Here is a 21,066-nt window from a genome sequence, read left to right as displayed (position 1 = left end):
GTGGCGATACGGGCGACAACCCGGCGTTGGAGGATTGGCGGGAAGGGCGGGCGCGCTGATGCCCTCGAATGTCTGGATCAGCCTGCTGACCGAACACGGGCCCTGGGTGCTGCTCGTCTTCTTCCTCCTGTTCAAGGACCACAAGAAGGACGAGACGACCCGCGCGGCGCTGCATCGCAACACCGAAATCATCATCGAGCTGACCACGTTGATCCGTGAGCGCCTGCCCGGGCGTGGCCATGTGCGGGGCGGGGGGAACGGGGAATGAGCTGGCTGCGCCGGGTCGTGGCGCGGCTGCTGCTCGGCCGCCGGATGCAGCGCGAGACCGACCGAAACCGCGCCGCAGCAGAGGTGCTTGACGCGACGCTGAAGGAGATGCTGGGAAAATGATACGTGCCCTGGGACTGATGATCGTGATCCTGCTGGCGCTTGGCCTGCTGGCGCGCCCTTTCGGGCTAGTCACCGCGCAGGACGTGGCCCGCGCCGCGCTGGCCACGATGGCGGCCACGCTGTCGGGCACCTTCCTCTGGCTCTGGCGCGAGAAGGCGACGCCGCTGGCGCTGGCGATGACCTTCTCCTGGGCCGGGGCCTCTACCCTGATGGGCTGGCGGGTGATGCAGGATGTGCTCGGCCAGCCCGCGTGGATGGGCGAAAGCCCGATGCTGCTGGGGGTTCTGGGCGTCTACCTGACCGGGACGCTGCTGCACGTGGAGGCGATCCGCCGGGCCTTCGGGCTGGGGCAGGTGGCGCTGGTCTTCCTGCTGGGGGGAACGCTGGGGGGCTCGGTGCTGGTGCTGTCGGTTCTGCGCTAGGCGGAAAGCCGGTCGCGTGCCAGCAGGCGGGCCTCGATGACGTCGAGTCTTGCCAGCGCCGCCGCGGTATTGCCGCCCGCCGCCACCAGCGCCTTGCGGTAGGCGCGGTGAACAGCGCGGGGGCACCATGGCAAGGCAGCCAAAGCGAGCCAGCAGCGCAGCTCCGAGGGCAGGCGATCATAGACGGACATCGGGTTTGCCCCGCGCCCCCTGCGGGTGCGGGGCAGGCTGCTTTGGGCATTGCGCCGCCTCATGCGGCCTCCGGCGCGGCCATGCGCCACCGCGGGAAGGGATCGGGGAGGGAGGACCAACCGTCTGCGAGGCCGTGGGCCATGGGCATGAGGGCGGCATTGAGCGCGGCGGTGATACCGGCCTCATCGAGCCCTGCACCGATGAACACCAGCTCCTGCCGCCGGTCGCCGAAGGGGGCCTGCCAATGGTGGTCGATGTAGCGGCGCGCCTCGGGGTGGCTCGGCCAGCGCTCTTCGGGCACCGAGGCCCACCAGCGGCCCATGGGCTTTACCGTGCTCAGCGCCCCGGCGAGGGAGAACTCGGCCAGCCAGTCGGGGCCAGTCGCGATCCAGAAATGGCCCTTGGCACGGATCACGCCGGGCAGCGGGCCGTTGAGTACCGCGTGGATCTTCTCGGGGTGGAAGGGTGCGCGGGCGCGGTAGGTGAAGGAGCTGACGCCGTATTCCTCCGTCTCCGGCACATGGTCGGCGAAGCCATAAAGCTCCTTGGCCCAAAGCGGGTGCTCATGGGCGGTTTCGAAGTCAAAAAGGCCGGTGCCGAGGATGGCGGAGGGGGCGACGAGGCCATAGTCTGCCTCGATGATCCTTGCGTCGGGGTTGAGCGCTGTGACGATGCGGCGGGCGGCGAGGCGGGCGTCTTCCCCGGCGGCGGTGACCTTGTTGAGCACCACGACATCGGCAAATTCGATCTGCTCCACCAGAAGGTCGACCAGCGTGCGCTCATCCACGGGGCCGAGGCTTTCGCCTCTCTCGCGCAGGAAATCGTGGCTGGAATAGTCGCGCAGCAGGTTGGCGGTGTCGACCACGGTGACCATCGTGTCGAGCCGGGCGACATCGGAGAGGCTTTCGCCCGCCGCGTCGCGGAACTCGAAGGTGGTGGCGACAGGGAGCGGCTCGGAGATGCCGGAACTTTCGATCAGCAGGTAATCGAAGCGCGCCATCTCGGCGAGGCGGCGGACCTCGGTGAGCAGATCGTCGCGCAGGGTGCAGCAGATGCAGCCATTGGTCATTTCCACCAGGGTTTCATCGGTGTGGGAGAGGTTTGCGCCGCCGTCGCGGATGAGGTCGGCATCGATGTTCACCTCGGACATATCGTTGACGATCACCGCCACCTTGAGGCCCTCGCGATTGGAGAGCACCGCGTTGAGCAGCGTGGTTTTCCCGGCGCCGAGGAAGCCGGAGAGGACGGTGACGGGGAGGCGGGTGTCGGGCATGAAATCCTCATATATGTTATAACATAACATAATATATCGCTACACCGGCGCCGACCCGGATGCAACCGGGCTCGGCGGGGCCGCGCCGGTCACGTCCCTGCGACGGGTGAGCGCAGGGAATTGGCGCGGGCGGGCGGATGGCTTAGAACGTGAGTCATGATAGCTGAACTCGGCCACTTCGCCCTGATCCTCGCCGCCGTTCTGGCGGTTGTTCAAACCGTTGTGCCGCTGGTCGGCGCTCAGAAGCGCTGGGCGGGCTGGATGGCCATGGCCGAGCCTGCGGCGGTGATGCAGTTTGTCCTCGTGGGCCTGTCGTTTGCGGCGCTCACCTGGGCCTTCGTCACCTCGGACTTCTCGCTGCGGCTTGTTACGCTGAACTCGCACACGCTCAAGCCGATGCTCTACAAGATCAGCGGCGTCTGGGGAAACCACGAGGGCTCGATGCTGCTCTGGGTGCTGATCCTCGCGGGCTTCGGGGCAGCGGCCGCCGTCTTTGGCAGCAACCTGTCCGACACCTTCCGTGCGCGGGTTCTGGCGGTGCAGGCAAGCGTGGGGGTGGCGTTCTATGGCTTTATCCTCTTCACCTCCAACCCCTTCACCCGGCTTGCCATGCCACCGCTCAACGGGAAGGATCTGAACCCGTTGCTGCAAGACCCGGGCCTCGCCTTTCACCCGCCGTTTCTCTACCTCGGCTACGTCGGCCTCAGCATGGCCTTCTCCTTCGCCGTCGCCGCTCTGATCGAGGGCCGGGTGGATGCCGCCTGGGCGCGCTGGGTGAGGCCGTGGACGCTGGCGGCCTGGGTTTTCCTCACCATCGGCATCGCGCTGGGCTCGTGGTGGGCCTATTACGAGCTGGGCTGGGGCGGCTTCTGGTTTTGGGACCCGGTGGAGAACGCCAGCTTCATGCCCTGGCTCTTTGCCGCCGCGCTGCTGCATTCGGCCATCGTGGTGGAAAAGCGCGAGGCGCTGAAGGCCTGGACGATCTTGCTGGCGATCACCGCCTTCGGCTTTTCGCTGATCGGCACCTTCATCGTGCGCTCGGGTGTCATCACTTCTGTCCATGCCTTCGCCAATGATCCGGAGCGGGGAATCTACATTCTGGCCATTCTCGCCTTCTTTGTCGGCGGGGCCTTCCTGCTCTTCGCCGTGCGGGCGGGTGCGATGGAGGCGAAGGGGCTGTTCTCGACCGTGAGCCGCGAAAGCGCGCTGGTGATGAACAACGTGCTTCTCTCGGTCGCCTCGCTGCTGGTCTTCGTGGGCACCGTCTGGCCGTTGGTGGCCGAGTTGCTCTGGGGCAAGAAGCTGAGTGTGCAGGCGCCCTTCTTCGACACCGCCTTCACCCCCTTCATGGTGGCGCTGGCGGTGATCCTGCCGGTGGGGGCGATGCTGCCCTGGAAGCGGGCGAAGCTGGGCCGCACCGTCAAGGCTGTGGCCCCGGTGGCGGTGCTTGCGCTGGCCGCGCTCGGGCTTGTCTGGGCGGTGCAGAGCGGGCGGAGCCTGCTGGCGCCGGTCGGCATTGGGCTTGCGGTCTGGATCGTGGCGGGGGGCATCCTCGACCTGATGAGCCGCACCGGGCGCGGTGGGCTTGGCAGCCGGCTGGGGCGGCTCACGCGGCTGCCGCGCGCCGACTGGGGCAAGTTCGTCGCCCATTCCGGCCTCGGCGTGACGATCCTTGGCGTGGCCGCGATCACCGCCTGGCAGGTGGAAGACATCCGCGTGGCCGAGGTGGGCCAGCCCTACGAGGTGGCGGGGTTCACCATCGCACTCGAGGGCGTGGAAGAGGTGCAGGGGCCGAATTACTTCAGCACTGCGGCCACCATCGCGGTGTCGCGCGACGGGCGCGAAATGGCGGTGCTGCACCCGGAAAAACGGGTCTACCCGGTGCAGGCCATGCCCACCACCGAGGCGGCCATTCTCAACGGCGTGTGGCGCGACATTTACGTGGTGATCGGCGATGAGCAATCGGGCGGCGGCTGGGCTGTGCGAACCTATATCAAGCCCTTTGCCAACTGGATCTGGGGCGGCTGCATCCTGATGGCGCTGGGCGGCTTCCTGTCGCTCTCCGACCGGCGGTTTCGCCTTGCGGCGGGGGCGGCGCGGCGGGCGCCCAAGGCGGCGGTGGCGGCGGAATGAGGCGGGCCGGCTGGCTCATCGCGGCGCTCTTCGCCCTCGCGCTTCCCGCGCTGGCTCTCGACCCGTCGGAGATGCTGGACGACCCGGCGCTGGAGGCCCGTGCCCGCGCGCTGGACCACGAGCTGCGCTGCGTGAAGTGCCAGGCAGAATCGATTGCCTCCTCCAACGCCGACTGGGCCCGGGATGCCCGCCGCGAGGTGCGCGAGATGATCGCCGCCGGGGCGACGGATGCGGAGGTGCGGGCGAAATTCCTCGAAAACTACGGGGATTTCGTGCTGATGAACCCTCCCGCGCGGGGCTGGAACCTGATTGTCTGGCTCGCCGGGCCGGCGCTTTTGCTGGCGGGCCTCGGCGTGGCGGTGGCCGCCCAACGCCAGCGCAACGCGCGCCGCGGGCCCAGCGAACTGGCCCCCGAAGAAGAAGCCCGGCTGAAGGAGTTGCTCGGCGAAGACGGGTGACGTGCCGTTTGGGCTTTTCTGAACCGATAAGTTCAGTATCTTGTCGCTGAAACGGTCAGGGAGCCCGACAGATGATTTATGAAGCGATCCGCTACTCCGTGCGCGACAACGTGGCGGTGATCACGCTGAACAACCCCAAGAAGATGAACTGCCTCGACACCCAGATGCGGGCCGAGATCCTGCATGCCGTTAAGGCGGGCGAGGCGGAGGCGCGGGTGATTGTAATGACCGGCGCCGGGCCGGCCTTCTGCTCGGGGCAGGATCTGGGCGAGGGCGCCTCGATCAGCGAGGCGGACATGGAGCGCACGCTCATCGACGAATACGAGCCGATGCTGAATGCGATTTACGAGTGCCGGGTTCCGACCATCGCCGCCGTCAACGGCCATGCGGCGGGGGCGGGGGCCAACCTTGCGCTGGCCGCCGACGTGGTGATCGCCGCCGAGAGCGCGGTGTTCCTCCAGGCCTTCGCCCGCATCGGCCTGATCCCCGACGCGGGCGGCACGTGGTGGCTGCCGCGCCAGGTTGGGTTCTCGCGGGCCATGGGCGCGGCACTTTTTGCCGAGCCGGTCAGCGCAAAGGACGCGGCGGAGTGGGGCATGATCTGGGAAGCGGTGGCGGACGAGGGCTTTGCCGACCACTGGTGGAACCGCGCGCTGCACCTCGCACAGGGTCCGACCTACACCTACCGCCGGATCAAGCGGGCCCTGCGCGCGAGCTTCGAGAACTCGCTGGAAGACCAACTGGCGCTGGAGGCGAAGTTTCAGGGCGACTGCGGCAAGAGCCGGGACTTCCAGGAAGGTGTGATTGCCTTTCTGGAGAAGCGCCCGGCGAAGTACGAGGGGCGGTAAAAGGCGCGTTAGTGTGACTATTGGAAAGGTGGCGGGCCTCGTACGCCTGAGTGTGTTGGCAAGCTGAAACCCGCAGAGAAACAGCTTTGTGGAAACCTGCGCTTCGGCGGTGGGAGACACCAGCTAGGCGCGCGGCGTGTGTGGGTGCAGCTATGATGTCGCTGAAGAGGTGCTTCCTGCCGAGGCCTTCGGCAGTGTGGTGGCGCATGTTACCGACCGGAACAGGAGCGTGGTCGAGGCGATGGCGGTGCTTGGGGTGGCAGGGCAGAAGGAACTGCTGGACGCGCTGGTGGCCCGCTGCGAGCTGGACCGCGTCGAATGAAATGAGCGCCTGAACGCGCCGCGCCGCCGGAAGGCTCCGGCGGCGCGGCTTGTTCGGTGTGGCCCCTGCCCGGGTCAGGCGGCGACGAGCGAAACCGCCGCGTCGAGTTGAACCTGCGTAATCCCGGGCGAGGTCACGGTGGCGATGACCGTGCCATCCAGCGAGACGGTGCCGCCTGTGGCGGTGAGCGCGGTGGTGACGGTGGGAGCCGCGGGCGCGTGGCTGTCGTAATGCACCACGATTGCATCTTCGGCCGGGTCGAAATCGGTGATCTCGGCGGCGCCGTCCTGCCAGCTTCCCAGCATGAAGTCGTCGGCCCCCGCGCCGCCGGTGGCCACGTCATTCTCGCCGATGAAGAGCGTGTCGTCGCCCTCGCCGCCATCGACCGTATCGGCCAGACCGTTGCCGCCATTGTCCAGCAGATCATCGAGCATGCCATCGACCAGCGCATCGCGGGTGGCGACATTGCTGGCAGCGGGCAGGATGGCGACGGTGGCCGCTTCGGAGAAGAGCACATCGTTGCCCTGACCGCCCGAGAGGCTGTTTGTGCCGTCGCCGTCGAACACCAGATCGGTGTTGTCGCCACCGTTCAGCATGTCGTTGCCTGCGCCGCCGGTGACGATGTCGGCGCCTGTGCCGCCGTCGACCGTATCGGCCCCGGTGCCGCCGTCGATGACGTCGTTGCCCTCGTCGCCGGTGATTGCATCGGCGCCGCCGCCCCCGAGGATGGTGTCATCCCAGATGCCACCGGAGATGGTGTCATCCCCCAGCCCGCCGTCGATCACATCCTTGCCGAGGCCGCCGGTGATGGTGTCATTCCCCGAACCGCCGAAGATGGTGTCGAAGCCCGCGCCGCCGTCGATGGTGTCGTGCCAGTCGCCGCCGTCGATCACGTCGGCGCCGTCGCCGCCCATCAGGGTATCCTGGCCGCCGCCCCCGAGGAGCGTATCCTGGCCCGCGCCGCCGTCGAGCATGTCGTTCCATGCGCCGCCGTCGAGGTAATCGGCGCCCACGCCGCCCTCGAGCGTGTCCTGCCCGTCGCCGCCGTAAAGCTCATCATCGCCCTCGCCGCCCAGCAGGGTATCCCAGCCGGTGCCGCCATCGAGGTAGTCGGCACCAAGGCCGCCGCTGAGGGTGTCGGCCCCGTCGCCGCCCAGCAGCGTGTCGGAGCCGTTGTTGCCCTCGAGCGTGTCGTTGCCCTCGCCGCCGTCGAGCGTGTCGTTCCAGTCGCCGCCCTGAAGGAAGTCGTCGCCGGCGTCGCCATTGAGCGTGTCCTGCCCATTGCCGCCGATCAGGATGTCGTTGCCGTCGCCGCCCGAGAGCGTGTCGAAGCCATCGCCGCCATCCACCCGGTCATTGCCGCCGAGCGCGTCGAAGAAATCGGCCCCGTCGGTGAGCACCACGTCGTCGGGGCCGTCGGTGCCCTCGTTCGGGTTTGGCTCATCGCTGGTGTCGTTGTTGTCGTCATCGCCGTCGATCAGCGCCGCGAGGAGGCCGAAGCCGAGCAGCGCGGGCAGAATGTAAACCCACATGATAGTACCCCCTTTTTTGCCAAATACGGCAAAATCATGGCAGGAGGTTAACAGATGAATTACGCGAGTCTATCCGCCGAGGGGTAATGAAATCCGTTGTTTCCAAAACGGTTACAATCAGATCGCGAGGCTTTGAGTGCAAAAAAAGGGCCGCGCGGGGCGGCCCTTTTAGACTGTGGAATGATTGCCGCGTTCAGCGATTCTCGACCTCGACGTAATCGCGGTAGGGCGCGCCGGTGTAGAGCTGGCGGGGGCGGCCGATGCGCATGGTTGGATCGGCGAGTTGTTCCTTCCACTGGCTGACCCAGCCAACCGTGCGCGAGAGCGCGAAGATGGGGGTGAACATCGAGGTGGGGAAGCCCATCGCCTCGAGGATGATGCCGGAGTAGAAATCGACGTTCGGGAACAGCTTCTTCTCGGCAAAGTAGGGGTCGGCCAGGGCCTGGGTTTCCAGTTCCTTGGCGGTGGCGAGGATCGGGTTGTTCTCCACCCCCAGCAGGTCGAGCACCTCGTCGGCGGATTGCTTCATCACCGTCGCGCGGGGATCGAAGTTCTTGTAGACGCGGTGGCCGAAGCCCATGAGGCGGAACGGGTCTTCCTTGTCCTTGGCGCGGGCGATGTACTCGGGGATGTTTTCGGGCGAGCCGATTTCCTTGAGCATCTCCAGGCAGGCCTGGTTGGCGCCGCCGTGGGCCGGGCCCCAGAGGCAGGCGATGCCAGCGGCGATGCAGGCGAAGGGGTTGGCGCCGGAGGAGGAGGCCAGACGCACCGTGGAGGTGGAGGCGTTTTGCTCGTGGTCGGCGTGGAGGGTGAAGATCCGGTCCATCGCGCGGCTCAGGATGGGATCGACCTTGTACTCGGCTGCCGGCACCGCGAAGCACATGTGCAGGAAGTTCTCGGCATAGGTCAGGTCGTTGCGCGGATAGACGAAGGGCTGGCCGATGGAATACTTGTAGGCCCAGGCCGCGATGGTGGGCATCTTCGCGATCAGCCGGTGAGAGGCGATCTCGCGCTGGCGCGGATCGGAGATATCGGTGCTGTCGTGGTAGAAGGCGGCCATGGCGCCGACCACGCCGACCATGACGGCCATCGGATGCGCGTCGCGCCGGAAGCCCCGGAAGAAGTACTGCATCTGCTCGTGCAGCATGGTGTGGTGGGTGATGGTGAATTCGAAGTGCTCAAGCTGCTCGGCCGAGGGCAGTTCGCCGTAGAGCAGCAGGTAGCAGACTTCGAGGTAATGCGACTTGGAGGCGAGTTGGTCGATCGGATAGCCGCGGTGCAGCAATTCGCCCTTCTCGCCGTCGATGAAGGTGATCGTGCTCTCGCAGGCGGCGGTTGAGGTGAAGCCGGGATCGTAGGTGAACACGTCACCCTGGCCATAGAGCTTGCGGATATCGATTACGTCGGGCCCGGCGGTGGGCGAGAGGATCGGAAGCTCCATCGACGTGTTGTCGAAGGTCAGTGTCGCCGTCTTTGAGGTGTCTGCCATGAACGTCCCTTTCAATGGTCACGCGCGGCGGGCGGCCTTGTTTTAAAGGGCCCGTGCCGCGGTTAGGTATTCCTTATCGGCAACACACATAGCGCGCGGTTAAGCGCTCTCAAGCTGCCGCATCCTGCAGTCGCGCCAGAGTTTCGGCCCGACCGATCACCAACATCATGTCGAACACGCTCGGGGTGGCCGCGCGACCGGAAAGTGCGGCGCGAAGTGGCCCTGCGAGTTGTCCGAACTTGCTGTTCTTACTCTCTGCGAACTCACCGAGAGTAGCCTCCAGCGCTTCGCGGTTCCAGCTAACACTTTGCAGGTGCGGCGTCAATTCATTCAGCATACCACGGGATACCGAGTCCAGGTTCCTGGCCGCTTTCTCATCGGGCAGGAAGGGCCTTTCGCCGAGCACAAACGCCGCTTTTTCGAGCAGTTGCGGGAGGGTGCGGGCGGAGGCCTTGAGGCAATACATCGCCCTGAGCAGCCCGTCCTTCTGGGTTTCGGAAAGCTCGCTTGCGTCGATGGCGGTGAGGTAGGCCTCGATCTCGCCCATCAGGCTCATGTCGTCCATCGCGGCGATGTGCTGGCCGGACAGGTTGTCGAGCTTCTTGAAGTCGAACCGCGCGGCCGCCTTGTTGATGCCTTCAAGGGTGAACCACTCGCGGGCCTGTGCATCAGTGAAGAACTCGTCGTCGCCATGGCTCCAGCCCAGCCGCGCGAGGTAGTTGCGCATGGCGGGCGCGGGATAGCCCATCTTCTGGTACTCCTCCACGCCGGTTGCCCCGTGCCGCTTGGAGAGCTTCTTGCCGTCCGGCCCGAGGATCAGTGGCAGGTGAGCATAGACGGGCAGGGGCCAGCCCATCGCGGTGTAGATATGGCTCTGGCGCGCGGCGTTGTTGAGGTGGTCATCGCCCCGGATAACGTGGGTGACGCCCATGTCGTGATCGTCCACCACCACGGCGAGCATGTAGGTGGGGGTGCCATCGGAGCGCAGCAGGATCATGTCATCCAGCGTCGAATTCTTGAACGTCACATCGCCCTGCACGACATCCTCTATCACCGTCACGCCCTCGCGCGGGGCCTTGAGGCGGATCACGTAGGGCGCATCGGGGTGGGTGGCCGGATCGGCATCGCGCCAGGGGCTGAGGTAGAGCGTGGAACGGCCCTCGGCCTTGGCGGTCTCGCGGAAGGCGGCGATCTCGTCCTGGCTGGCGAAGCACTTGTAGGCCGCGCCCTGCGCCAGCATCTGGTGGGCCACCTCGGCGTGCCGCGCGGCGCGCTCGAACTGGCTGACCGGCTCGTCATCCCACTCAAGCCCGAGCCAGCGCATGCCGCGGAAGATCGCGTCGGTCGCATCGGGCGTCGAGCGGGTGCGATCTGTGTCTTCAATCCGCAGGAGAAACTTGCCGCCCATCTTGCGGGCGAAGATCCAGTTGAAGAGCCCGGTCCGGGCGGTTCCGATGTGCATGTAACCTGTGGGAGAGGGTGCGATGCGAGTTACGACCTGAGCGGGCAATTCCGAAGGCATTGGGGGGCGTTAACCTTTTGTAAAGGATAATTTGTCTCTGCTGGCAAACGTGTATGCAATCGGCTCAGGCAGGGCAAGGCCACCACTTTGGGGGAGGCTTGCCCTGCCGTTCCTTGCCCAAAGGGGGCACCTGCTGCTTTGGGCCCCGGTCTGTCTCGGGCTGGGGATCGGGGGGTATTTCGCCCTGACTCAGGAGCCGACGGGCGGGCAGATTTCGGTTGCCCTCGCGGCGGCGGTGGCATCGCTTTTGCTGGCGCGGCTCGCGGGCGAGGCGCTGGCTCCTGTCTTTCTGGCCATGGCTCTGGTGCTGTGCGGCGGCGCGCTTGGCTGGGCGCGGACGGCGATGGTCGCCGCCCCGGTGCTCGATTTTCGCTATTACGGGCCGGTGGAGGGGCGGATCGTCGACATTGATCGCTCGCAATCGGACGCGGTGCGGCTCACGCTCGACGAGGTGCGGCTGGGCGATATGGCCCCGGGGCGGGTGCCCGCGCGGGTGCGCGTCTCGCTCCATGGCGATCAGCGTTGGGTGGCGCCCACGCCGGGGCTGCGGGTGATGCTGACGGCCAATCTTTCGCCGCCGCCGGGGCCGGTGGAGCCGGGAGGTTACGACTTCCGCCGGCAGGCCTGGTTCGACGGGATCGGGGCCGTGGGCTACACCCGCACGCCGGTTTTTACCATCGCGGCGGCAGAGGAGGGCCATGCGGGGCTGGCGCTGTTCCGGGCGCGGGTGGCCCTTTCGGAGGGCATTCGCACGCGGCTCGGGGGGCAGCCGGGCGCATTCGCCGCGGCGCTGCTGACCGGGGATCGGTCTTCCGTGTCACGCGACACGCTGGACAACCTGCGCGCCTCGAACCTCGCCCATCTTCTGGCCATCTCCGGGCTGCACATGGGGCTGCTGACGGGCACCATCTTTGCGGCCATTCGCGCGTTCCTGGCGCTTGTCCCCTGGGTCGCGCTCAGGCTCGACACCCGCAAGCTGGCCGCCGTGGTGGCGCTGGTGGCGGGGGCTGGCTATCTGGGCCTGTCGGGCGGCAACATCGCCACCGAACGGGCCTTCATCATGGTGGCGGTGATGCTGGGCGCGGTGCTGATCGGGCGACGGGCGATTTCGCTCAGGGCCGTGGCGCTGGCGGCGGTGATCGTGCTGGTGCGCAGGCCCGAGGCGCTGCTGTCGCCCGGGTTTCACATGTCCTTCGCGGCCACCACCGCGCTGGTGGCGGTGTTTGGCGCAATACGCGACGCCGGTGGGCTCGGCGCGCGCTGGCCGAAGGTGGTGAAGGGGGCGGCGGCGCTGGTGATCTCCTCCTCCGTCGCGGGCGCGGCCACGGCGCCTTTCGCCGCTGCGCATTTCAACCGGATCGCGGATTACGGCCTGATCGCCAACCTTGCCTCGGTGCCGGTGATGGGCCTTTGGGTAATGCCCTGGGCGCTGGTTGCGGGCCTGCTGGCCCCACTGGGCCTGAGCTGGCTGCCGTTGCAGATCATGGGCTGGGGCTGTGCCTGGATTCTCGGGGTGGCCGCCTGGGTGGCCGGGCTGGGCGGCGCGGTGACCCATGTTGTGGGGCCGGGGCCCTGGGTGCTGCCGCTGCTGGCGCTGGGGGCCTTGTGGGTTGTTCTCTGGCGCGGCGGCGGGCGCTGGCTTGGTTTGGCGGGCGTGGCGGCGGCGCTCTGGCTCTGGACGCAGGCCGAGCGCCCGGCGCTGCTGGTCTCGGACAGGGGTGGGCTGGTGGGCCTGCTGGGGCCGGAGGGCAGGGCGCTCTCGAAAGATCGCGGCGAGAGCTTCACCGCCGAGGTCTGGCTGGAGAACGATGGCGATGGCGCCACGCAGGAGGCCGCAGCGGCGCGGATGCTGCCTGCGGAGGACGGCGTGCTCCTGTTTGAGGTGGCGGGAACACAGGTGACCCATGTGTCGGGGCGCGGCGCGGCGGCGAAGGCGGCGGCGCTTTGCACCGGGGGGCTGCTGATCTCAAGCGTGGACCCGAAGCCGGTGCCGAATGGCCCCTGTGACCTGTGGAGCCCGGCGCGGATGCGGCAGACGGGCGCCCTGGCGGTGATGCGTGACGGGCGGCTTGTGACGGTGGCCGACAAGGCCGGGCGCCGCCCGTGGAGCCCCTAGGGCGGGGCGACAGGTTTCGACTGCAGGAGATCCTCGGGTCAGGCCCGAGGATGACTGCGCGTTTCAGTAGGTGCGGATCAAGCCGACGAGCCGGCCCTGCACCTTCACCTGATCATCGCGGAACACGCGGGTTTCATAGGCCGGGTTGGCGGCCTCCAGCGCGATGGAATTGCCGTTGCGGCGGAAGCGCTTGAGCGTGGCTTCATGGTCTTCGACCAGCGCCACAACGATATCGCCGTTGTCGGCAGTGTTGGTTTCGCGGATCACCACCACGTCGCCGTTGTTGATGCCGGCGTCGATCATCGAGTCGCCCTTGACCTCGAGCGCGTAGTGCTTGCCCCGGCCCACCATTGCGCCGGGCACCGCGACGGTGTGGCTGACCTGTGAAATCGCCTCGATCGGCACACCGGCGGCAATGCGGCCCATCACCGGCAGTTCCATCGCGGCGGCCTCGACCGGCATGGCGCCGGGGGGCGGGGAGGCCTCGGGGCGGTTGCCGTCGATCACCCTTGGCTGGAAACCGGTGCTGCGCTTGGGTTCAAGCGCATCGGGCAGCTTGACGATCTCGATGGCGCGCGCCTTGTGGGCGAGCCTGCGGATGAAGCCACGCTCCTCCAGCGCCGTGATCAGCCGGTGGATGCCGGACTTGGAGCGCAGATCGAGCGCGTCCTTCATTTCGTCGAAAGAGGGGGGAACACCGTCGCGGCGCATCCGCGCGTCGATGAATTTCAGCAAATCCAACTGCTTCTTGGTCAGCATCGGGCTCTCCATGCTCGGCCTCGTTTGCAGATGTTCTGGCAGTGTTCACGTTTTGTGTCAAGCGTTGCGTTGTGCTTGGGGCCTCAGAGGTCGATGACCTCGACCATCTCACCGGCGGCGCGCGGGCCATCTCCGGCGGGCCGGATGATGAGCGTGTTGGCGCTGTCGAGCACGGTGAGCAAGCTGGAGTCCTGCCGCTCGAAGGCCGAGGCGGCGCCGTCCTTCACGAGGCCGCGCATGTAATGGGCGCGGGGGCCGTTGGCCGGCAGCGGTCCGGCAAGCGGGAGGGTGTGCCGGGGCGCGGGCGCTTCGCCCAGCCCAAGCATCTTGCGCAGCATGGGGCGGATAAAGACGTGGCCGCAAACTATTGAAGACACGGGGTTGCCGGGCAGGCCGACCATGGCCATATCCAGCACCCGGCCAGCCATGAGAGGCTTTCCTGGGCGCATGGCGACCTTGTAGAAGGCCCTCTCCATCCCCAGCTCGGCGGCCACTTCGCCCACGAGGTCATGATCACCCACTGAGGCGCCGCCGGTTGTGATCACAAGGTCGGCGCCGCGCGCGAGAGAGAATGCCATTTGCAGGCTTTCGCGGGTGTCGCGGGCAATGGGCAGAAGGCGGCATTCGGCGCCCTCGGCCTCGAACATGGCCGCGAGCGCGAAGCTGTTGGATGCCACTATCTGATCGGGGCCGGGGGCTTCGCCGGGCATCACCAGCTCGTCGCCGGTGGCGATCAGGGCCACGACGGGCTTGCGGGTGCATCGCACGGTCGGTGCGCCCATTGCGGCAGCGAGGGCGAGCGCGTTGGGAGATAGGCGGCGACCGGGTTCCAACCTGTCGCCCGCTTTGAAGTCGCCGCCGGCGGGGCGGATGTGGGTGGCCTCATCAAGGCTGCCGTGAAGCGTTATCGTGCTTTCACTCCGCTCCACATCCTCTTGAATTACAACGCGATCCGCGCCCTCCGGCAGGGGCGCGCCGGTGAAGATGCGCACCGCCTCGCCGGGGCCGACGCGCAGGCCCGCGGCGCGGCCCGCGGCGCTTTCGCCGATCACGGTCAGGCTCTGGCCGGGGGCGACGGGGCCTTGCACGGCGTAGCCATCCATCGCGGAGGCGGAGAAGGGAGGCTGATCGCGCGGGGCGATGACGGGCGCGGCGAGCACGCGGCCTGCCGCTTCGCGGAGCGGCACATCTTCTGCGGGCAGCGGCTCAACCAGCGCGAACACCTGCGCCAGGGCCTCTTCGACGGAGATCAAGAGGCCTGGTAGCGGCCGGATTTGCCGCCATCCTTCAAGAGCACCCGGACCCCGCCGATCTCCATGGCCTTGTCGGCGGCCTTGAGCATGTCATAGACGGTCAGGCCAGCCACGGAGGCGGCGGTGAGCGCCTCCATTTCCACGCCGGTCTGGCCGGTCGTCTTGACGGTGGCGGCGATGCGGATGCCGGGCAGGGCGGGATCGGCCTCCAGCTCGACGGCGACCTTGGTGACGGGCAGCGGGTGGCAGAGCGGGATGAGATCTGGCGTCCGCTTGGCGGCCATGATGCCCGCCAGCCGGGCCACGCCCAGCACATCGCCTTTCTTGGCGCTGCCTTGCTGAACGATATCAAGGGTTTCGGGCGACATCTTCACGTGCGCCTCAGCCACGGCGACCCGGGATGTCACCGCCTTGTCGGAGACATCGACCATATGGGCGCGGCCCTGGTCGTCGAAGTGGGTCAGCGCCATTGCTCAGCCCCTCGAGGTATCGGCCAGCAGGGCCCGGGTGGCGGCGGCCACGTCATCGGCGCGCATCAGGCTTTCACCGATCAGGAAGCAGCGCGCCCCGTATTGCGCCAGCTCGGCGAGGTCATCGGGGGTGGAGAGGCCGCTTTCGGAGATCAGCAGCCGGTTGGCCTCGGCCAGCCGTGCAAGGCGCTTGGTGGTGTCGAGCGTGGTCTCGAAGCTGTGCAGATCGCGGTTGTTGATGCCGAGCAGGCGGGACTCCAGCCGCATGGCGCGCTCCAGCTCCTCCTCGTTGTGGACCTCGACCAGCACATCCATGCCCTGCTCGGTGGTTGCGGCCTCCAGATCATGGGCCAGAGCGTCATCGACGGCGGCCATGATGATCAGGATGCAATCGGCGCCCCAGGCGCGGGCCTCCAGCACCTGGTAGGTGTCGAACATGAAATCCTTGCGCAGCACGGGCAGCGAGGTGGCCTCGCGCGCGGCAGTGAGAAACTCGGGCGCGCCCTGAAAGCTGGGGCCATCGGTGAGCACCGACAGGCAGGCGGCGCCTCCGGCCTCATAGGCCTGCGCCAGCGTGGGCGGATCGAAATCTTCCCGGATCAGGCCCTTGGAGGGGCTCGCCTTCTTCACTTCGGCGATGAGGCCATAGCCGTGGCGGCTGTGCTCGATCAGGGCGTCGCGGAAGCCGCGAACGGCAGGCGCGGAGGCGGCAGCGGAGAGCATGGCCTCCTCGGAGCGCGCCGCTTTGGCAACGGCGATCTCTTCGAGCTTGTAGGTGCGGATGCGGTCGAGAATGGTTTCACTCATGGGGCACATCTATTGCGGCAGCGGGGACGGGGCAATGGGATTTCATGCAACCGTCGCGGTGAGCAGGGCGCGCGTAGGCTGCTCGGGCGCGTAGGTGATGGCGATCGGGTCGCCCGGGCGTGCGCCCATCACCAGTTTCGTGGGCACCCGCGGGATTTCGGCCTGCCGCTCCTGCCCGGTGCCATCGGTGAAGGCGACGGTAAGGGTGGTGCGGTTGCCGACCGGTGTGAGCGCGAGGATGCGCGCCTCGGCTCGGCTGCCGTGGCGGCGCAGGGCGCGGGCGGCGGCTTGGGTGCGGTGGAAGAAGAGGGCGGCAAGCAGGCCGAGGGCCAGGAAGATGCCGCCGACGATCCCGGCGTAAAAAGCATTCTCGGAGACGCCGCCGGGCTCGATTTCGATCTCTTCGGGGCGGTTCGGCAGGGTCTTGATGGTGATCTCATCCCCTTCGCGAAGCGTGCCAAAGAAGGTGCGGGACACAGTTTCGGTTGCACGGTGGAAGCGGATGTCGGGAATGCGGCCGGAGGTGTAGGTGACGGTCACGCGGTAGTCGGTGGTGGGCGTCTTGGAGCCGCCGATCCGAACGGAACGTTCCAGCTCGACGACCTTGGCCGGCGTTTCGACGCCGTTGCGGGCGAAATCCCGGCCACGGGCGCCTTCGGAGATCCAGACCCAAAGGCCGATCGCCCCGATCGCCAGCAGCAAAAGCACTAGCCATCCGCCGCCGCGCGTGAACCATCTCAACATCTGCCGTCTCCTGTTTCCCCGCTTGTGAGGAAAGCGGGTGCTGCGGCAGGGGTCAAGCATGGGGCTGCTCTTCGGGGTCTTCGGCGGCTCATCGCAACTGCGAAGAGGGCCTGAAAGGGCCGATGAGCTGCCCCGGGTCAGGCCTTGGCGCTGGTGATGCGGGCCAGCGCCTGCACCTTCTCCAGCGCGCGGCCCGCGTCGATGCTTTCGGCGGCCATGGCCACGCCGTCGGCCTTGCTCGCCGCCTTGCCCGCGATCGTCAGGGCCGCGGCGGCGTTGAGCAGCACGGCATCCCTGTAGGCGCTCTTCTCGCCTTCAAGCAGGGCACGGAACGCTGTGGCGTTTTCCTGCGGAGTGCCGCCGAGGATGGCCTCGAAGGGGTGCTGGGGCAGGCCGAACTCCTCGGGGTGCACGTCGAACTCGGTGATCTCGCCGTGCTGAAGTGCGGCCACCTTGGAGGCTGCCGCGATGGAAAGCTCATCGGTGCCGTCGCCGCCGTGGACGATCCAGGCCGCCTCCGACCCAAGATCGCGCAGCACCTCGGCCATGGGCTTCAGCCATGCGGGCGAGAACGCCCCGGTGAGCTGGCGTTTGACGCCTGCCGGGTTGGTGAGCGGGCCGAGGATGTTGAACACGGTGCGGGTGCCCAGCTCGGCGCGGGTGGGGCCGACATGGGCCATGGCCGGGTGGTGCATGGGAGCCATCATGAAGCCGATGCCCGCCTCTGCGATGGCCCTGTTCACCACCTGCGCGTCGACCATCACCTCGATGCCCATCTGCCCCAGCGCATCTGCCGCGCCGGACTTGGAGCTGAGGTTGCGGTTGCCGTGCTTGGCCACCACCACGCCTGCGCCCGCCACCACGAAGGCGGTGGCGGTGGAGATGTTGAGGGTGCCTTTGCCGTCGCCGCCGGTGCCGACGATGTCCATTGCGCCCGCAGGCGCAGTTACCGGCTTGCAACGGGCGCGCATGGCACCGGCGGCAGCGGCGATTTCATCGACCGTTTCGCCGCGCACGCGCAAGGCCATGAGGAAGCCGCCGATCTGGCTCGGCGTGGCCTCGCCCTCGAACAGCGCGGCAAAGGCGGCTTCGGCTTCGGCGCGGGTCAGCGGGCGGTCGGCGGCGGCGCCGATCAGGGGGCGGATGATATCGCTCATGCGGGCTCTGCTGCCATGTTGAGGAAATTTTGCAGCATGGCGTGGCCGTGCTCGGAGCGGATGCTCTCGGGGTGAAACTGGACGCCCTCGATGGGCAGCTCGCGGTGGCGCAGGCCCATGATGGTGCCGTCTTCAAGCTCTGCCGTCACCTCGAGGCAATCGGGCAGGCTTTCGCGCTCGACGATCAGGGAGTGGTAGCGGGTGGCTTTCAACTCGCCCTGCGGAAGGCCCGCGAAGACGCCCTTGCCGGTGTGGCGGATGTGGCCGAGCTTGCCGTGCACGATCTCGCCCGCGCGCACGACCTTGCCGCCGAAGGCCTGCCCGATGGACTGGTGGCCGAGGCAGACGCCCATCAGGGGGATCTTCGCATCGGAGGCGGCATGCACCAGGTCGAGGCAGATGCCCGCCTCGTTGGGGGTGCAGGGGCCGGGGGAAAGCAGGATGGCCGAGGGGTTGAGGGCCAGCGCAGCCTGGGTATCCAGCGCGTCATTGCGCTTGACCTGCACCTCCGCGCCCAGCTCGCCCAGGTAGTGGACGAGGTTGTAAGTAAAGCTGTCGTAGTTGTCGATCAGGAGCAGCATCTGGCCCTCGGGGGATTGGGGTGCGCAAGGGGGGTGATCCGCCGCGCGGTTGGCGCTATACTTGCCCGTAGCCCGCCGCCGGGGTCAAGCCCATCCCTGGCTCTTGGTGCGGTGGGGCGTAACATGCGGGGAGTGCAAGGAAATCGCGCGCTTCCGGCGATAACAGGCGAAAGGTCGGGCACATGGGCAAGGGACTCCTGTCGGGTGTTGCATGGGGCGCGCTTGCGAGCGTGGTGGTTTTGGGCGGGGTCTCGGTGTTTGCGCCGCTTCCTGAAGAGGATATGGCGGCGGCTGTGCCGGACGGCTCCGGCGGGCTTGAAGCGCCCCAGGCTGACGCCGCGCCAGAGGCGCCCGAAGCCGCGCCCGCAGAAGTGGCAGAGGCCGAGGTGGAGAGCGAGCTTTCGCCACCGCCGGGCTCGGAGTTTGCCCGCGCAGGCGAAGACAGCCAGCCCGAAGCGCCCGGTGCCGATGCCGGGCCGGTGGCCCCCGCGACGCCCGCGCGCCCGGACGTGGAGGTGGCCGAGGCGCCGAAGCCCGATACCGCGCCGCCCGCTGTGCCCGAAACCGCGACGGAAGGCGTGGCACCGCCCGCAGCCGCCCCGGTTGTCGAAGATAGCCCACCCGTGATTGGCGGGGCGGACGGTGATGTTGCCGAGGCCGGTGCAGCGGCTCCGGAGCCCGCCGCTGCGCCGGAGGTGGCAGAGGCCCCAGAGGTGGCGGAGGGGCCTGAAGCAGATCAGCCTGCCGAGGTCAGCGAAACACCGTCCGAGCCGGAGAGCGATGCCGCAGAGGCCGAAGTGGCGGAGGCCGAGGCCGTCGAGGACGCAATCGAGGAGGCCGTCGCCGAGGCGACGGTGCCGCGCAGCACCCCCGAGGTGGTGGGCGCCGAGGATGTGGCCGCTCCGGCCAGTGACAGCGAGGCTGTTGGTGCGGCGCAGGGTGAGGCCGCAGCGGCGCCGGTGGCGTCTGCCGAGGTGGCGCGCAGCGAGTCGGCAGAGCGCACCCGGCCCGTGCGGGCCGAAGCGTCAGGCGAAACGGCCTCGGTGGCCGCGGCCGTGGCCCCGGCGACGGGGGGCGAGGTTGTGACTGTGGCCGGAAGCGAGCCTGCCGCACGGGCCGGCGAGGCAGAGGTTGTCACCGGCACCGAACCGGCCCCGGCCGCAGAGACGGCGCGTGCCGAGACGGTCGCCCCGGCGCCGGCGGAGGACGTGGCCGGATCGGAGCCCGAAGTTGCCCCGACGGCGGAAGAAGGGGCTGAAGAGGCCGCCACCGTGCCCGAGGTCGTGGAGATCGTGGAGGTTGAGCCGGAGACGGCCCGCCAGCCCGAGGCCGTGGCTGAGGCCCCGGTGGCAGAGGCTCCGGCTGTACCGGTTGCCCCGGAACAGGCGGAGGGCGCCCCCGCCGCGGACGCGCCCGGGCGTGAAGCCCCGGCGCAGACGGCAGAGGCCCCGGCGGTGCCTGAGGCCGAGCGCCCCGGTGCGCGCAGCGAGACGGATCTGCCGGCCCAGCCCTCGGCTCCGCCCGCGACGGTACCGATCACCGAGCGTGAGCCGCGCACCGGCGATGGGCTGCCCCGGCGGATCGTCACCAACGGCGCGCGCGACGGCAACGGCGGCGGCTTTGGCAAGCGCGTCGTGCCGCTGACCGAACGCAACAAGCCGGGCCGCCTGCCGGTGATCGGGGCCAGTGCCGAGACCGAGGCAGAGGCGGAGGCGGAGGCCGCCGAGGCGCCAAGGCTTTCGGCCCTCGCCGCAAACGCCGCTCCCTTCGAGAATCCCGAGGCAAAGCCGCTTGTCTCCGTCATCCTCTACGACGTGGGCGATCAGGGGCTGGACCGGGAGGCGCTGAAGGCGATCAACTTCCCCGTCACCTTCGCGGTCGACCCGACAGATCCGGGCGCCGCCGAAACGGCTCAGGGTTATCGCGACGCGGGCTTCGAGGTGCTGATCCTGCCTGCGGGCCTGCCCCAGGGCGCGACGCCGCAGGACATGGAGACCACGCTGCAAAACCACTTCCGCCGCATCCCCGGCGCGATGGGCCTGCTGACCACTGGGGACGAGGGGGTGACGGGAAGCCCGGCGCTGACCCGCCAGCTCCTTGCCATCGCGGGCGACACCGGCCACGGGCTGGTGTTTTTCGACAGCGGGCTGAACTCGGCCCAAAGGGGCGCGGAGAGTGCCGGGTTGCCGTCGACGCTGGTGTGGAAGCAGCTCGACGCTGCGGGCGAAAGCGGCGGCGCCATCGGCCGCACGCTCGACCGCGCCGCCTTCCGGGCGGGTCAGGAGGGCACTGTCGTGGTGATGGGCCACAGCCTGAGCCAGACGGTGACGAGCCTGCTGGACTGGGCCGCGGGCTCGAAGGGGCAGAGCGTGGCGCTGGCGCCGGTGTCGGCGGTGCTGATGCGGTAGTGCGCCGGGGGGTGGGCAGGATTGCCCACCCTACGTCGCCAGCTGTGGGGCGCGTCTCGTCGGGACAAGTCCCGACCTACGTATGCGGTAAGCGTGCGCGACCTGTCAGGCCCGGCGCCTGGATGAACCCGTGTCGAGTGGGGGGGCAGCCCCCCACACCAAGTCGTTCAGTGGGGGGCCAGCCCCCCAC

At 68.1% G+C, this 21,066-nt stretch carries 21 protein-coding genes; 9 read left to right on the top strand and 12 right to left on the bottom strand.

Annotation, left to right across the window (positions count from 1 at the left end):
• The 3 genes from DYI42_RS19365 to DYI42_RS19360 all read left to right on the top strand — a co-directional run.
• Positions 1-268: hypothetical protein (locus DYI42_RS19365; protein ID WP_244868034.1), on the top strand; the 268-nt coding region annotated here is incomplete at its 5' end.
• Positions 265-390, top strand: a complete 126-nt coding sequence (locus DYI42_RS24515; RefSeq protein ID WP_274608843.1) for a hypothetical protein — start codon at positions 265-267, stop codon at positions 388-390. The genes DYI42_RS19365 and DYI42_RS24515, both read left to right, overlap by 4 nt.
• On the top strand, positions 387-812 hold the full coding sequence (locus DYI42_RS19360; RefSeq protein ID WP_213548181.1) for a hypothetical protein: 426 nt from the start codon (positions 387-389) through the stop codon (positions 810-812). Before DYI42_RS24515 ends, DYI42_RS19360 begins: the two co-directional genes overlap by 4 nt.
• Here DYI42_RS19360 and DYI42_RS19355 read toward each other — a convergent pair.
• Positions 809-1,066, bottom strand: a complete 258-nt coding sequence (locus DYI42_RS19355) for a DUF6525 family protein (protein WP_244868033.1) — start codon at positions 1,064-1,066, stop codon at positions 809-811. The two genes, DYI42_RS19360 and DYI42_RS19355, sit on opposite strands and share 4 nt — an antisense overlap.
• On the bottom strand, positions 1,063-2,277 hold the full coding sequence (locus tag DYI42_RS19350) for a GTP-binding protein (protein ID WP_213548179.1): 1,215 nt from the start codon (positions 2,275-2,277) through the stop codon (positions 1,063-1,065). Before DYI42_RS19350 ends, DYI42_RS19355 begins: the two co-directional genes overlap by 4 nt.
• A 156-nt stretch (positions 2,278-2,433) precedes the next feature.
• Here DYI42_RS19350 and DYI42_RS19345 point away from each other — a divergent pair, with 156 nt between their 5' ends.
• The 4 genes from DYI42_RS19345 (at position 2,434) to DYI42_RS19330 (ending at position 6,038) form a co-directional block, all read left to right on the top strand.
• A complete protein-coding gene (locus tag DYI42_RS19345) occupies positions 2,434-4,410 on the top strand; it encodes a heme lyase CcmF/NrfE family subunit (protein WP_213548177.1) in 1,977 nt (658 codons plus the stop codon).
• Positions 4,407-4,868, top strand: a complete 462-nt coding sequence (locus DYI42_RS19340; protein ID WP_213548175.1) for a cytochrome c-type biogenesis protein — start codon at positions 4,407-4,409, stop codon at positions 4,866-4,868. The genes DYI42_RS19345 and DYI42_RS19340 overlap by 4 nt, the downstream gene beginning before the upstream one ends.
• A 71-nt stretch (positions 4,869-4,939) precedes the next feature.
• The gene (locus DYI42_RS19335; RefSeq protein WP_213548173.1) at positions 4,940-5,716 is read left to right on the top strand and encodes an enoyl-CoA hydratase-related protein; all 777 of its coding nucleotides are present in this window, start codon (positions 4,940-4,942) and stop codon (positions 5,714-5,716) included.
• Positions 5,717-5,852: 136 nt separating this feature from the next.
• Positions 5,853-6,038 carry a hypothetical protein gene (locus DYI42_RS19330; protein WP_213548171.1) on the top strand — a complete coding sequence of 62 codons (186 nt, stop codon included), beginning with the start codon at positions 5,853-5,855 and terminating at the stop codon, positions 6,036-6,038.
• 74 nt (positions 6,039-6,112) lie between these two features.
• Here the strand turns inward: DYI42_RS19330 and DYI42_RS19325 are convergent, their stop codons facing one another.
• The 3 genes from DYI42_RS19325 to gltX all read right to left on the bottom strand — a co-directional run bounded on the left by DYI42_RS19325 (position 6,113) and on the right by gltX (position 10,569).
• The gene (locus DYI42_RS19325) at positions 6,113-7,570 is read right to left on the bottom strand and encodes a calcium-binding protein (protein WP_213548169.1); all 1,458 of its coding nucleotides are present in this window, start codon (positions 7,568-7,570) and stop codon (positions 6,113-6,115) included.
• Positions 7,571-7,763: 193 nt separating this feature from the next.
• Positions 7,764-9,059 carry a citrate synthase gene (gltA, locus tag DYI42_RS19320; RefSeq protein ID WP_213548168.1) on the bottom strand — a complete coding sequence of 432 codons (1,296 nt, stop codon included), beginning with the start codon at positions 9,057-9,059 and terminating at the stop codon, positions 7,764-7,766.
• A 109-nt stretch (positions 9,060-9,168) separates the two neighbouring features.
• Positions 9,169-10,569: a glutamate--tRNA ligase gene (gene gltX / locus DYI42_RS19315; protein ID WP_213548167.1), complete on the bottom strand. Its 1,401-nt coding sequence runs from the start codon at positions 10,567-10,569 to the stop codon at positions 9,169-9,171.
• 61 nt (positions 10,570-10,630) lie between these two features.
• Between gltX and DYI42_RS19310 the strand changes: the two genes are divergently transcribed.
• Positions 10,631-12,697 carry a ComEC/Rec2 family competence protein gene (locus tag DYI42_RS19310; protein ID WP_440870652.1) on the top strand — a complete coding sequence of 689 codons (2,067 nt, stop codon included), beginning with the start codon at positions 10,631-10,633 and terminating at the stop codon, positions 12,695-12,697.
• A gap of 63 nt (positions 12,698-12,760) precedes the next feature.
• Here DYI42_RS19310 and lexA read toward each other — a convergent pair whose 3' ends face one another.
• From lexA to DYI42_RS19275, 7 genes are all read right to left on the bottom strand, one after another.
• Positions 12,761-13,456 (bottom strand): transcriptional repressor LexA, encoded by a 696-nt coding sequence (gene lexA, locus DYI42_RS19305; RefSeq protein WP_213548166.1) that lies wholly within the window; start codon positions 13,454-13,456, stop codon positions 12,761-12,763.
• Positions 13,457-13,539: 83 nt separating this feature from the next.
• Positions 13,540-14,709, bottom strand: a complete 1,170-nt coding sequence (locus DYI42_RS19300; protein WP_213548165.1) for a molybdopterin molybdotransferase MoeA — start codon at positions 14,707-14,709, stop codon at positions 13,540-13,542.
• The gene (moaC, locus tag DYI42_RS19295; protein WP_213548164.1) at positions 14,706-15,179 is read right to left on the bottom strand and encodes a cyclic pyranopterin monophosphate synthase MoaC; all 474 of its coding nucleotides are present in this window, start codon (positions 15,177-15,179) and stop codon (positions 14,706-14,708) included. The genes DYI42_RS19300 and moaC overlap by 4 nt, the downstream gene beginning before the upstream one ends.
• A gap of 3 nt (positions 15,180-15,182) precedes the next feature.
• Positions 15,183-15,986, bottom strand: a complete 804-nt coding sequence (trpC, locus tag DYI42_RS19290) for an indole-3-glycerol phosphate synthase TrpC (RefSeq protein WP_213548163.1) — start codon at positions 15,984-15,986, stop codon at positions 15,183-15,185.
• A gap of 42 nt (positions 15,987-16,028) precedes the next feature.
• Positions 16,029-16,730: a DUF3592 domain-containing protein gene (locus DYI42_RS19285; RefSeq protein WP_213548161.1), complete on the bottom strand. Its 702-nt coding sequence runs from the start codon at positions 16,728-16,730 to the stop codon at positions 16,029-16,031.
• Positions 16,731-16,867: 137 nt separating this feature from the next.
• The gene (trpD, locus tag DYI42_RS19280; RefSeq protein ID WP_213548159.1) at positions 16,868-17,887 is read right to left on the bottom strand and encodes an anthranilate phosphoribosyltransferase; all 1,020 of its coding nucleotides are present in this window, start codon (positions 17,885-17,887) and stop codon (positions 16,868-16,870) included.
• Entirely contained in the window at positions 17,884-18,468 is a 585-nt protein-coding gene (locus DYI42_RS19275) for an anthranilate synthase component II (protein WP_213548157.1), read from the bottom strand. Before DYI42_RS19275 ends, trpD begins: the two co-directional genes overlap by 4 nt.
• A gap of 182 nt (positions 18,469-18,650) precedes the next feature.
• Between DYI42_RS19275 and DYI42_RS19270 the strand changes: the two genes are divergently transcribed.
• Entirely contained in the window at positions 18,651-20,876 is a 2,226-nt protein-coding gene (locus DYI42_RS19270; protein WP_213548155.1) for a divergent polysaccharide deacteylase family protein, read from the top strand.
• Positions 20,877-21,066 lie beyond the last annotated feature (190 nt).

This window comes from Vannielia litorea (assembly GCF_018424695.1).
Taxonomy (GTDB): domain Bacteria; phylum Pseudomonadota; class Alphaproteobacteria; order Rhodobacterales; family Rhodobacteraceae; genus Vannielia; species Vannielia litorea_A.
The sequence above is the reverse complement of the archived record's forward strand: the minus strand, read 5'-3'. Positions and strand labels throughout refer to the sequence as shown.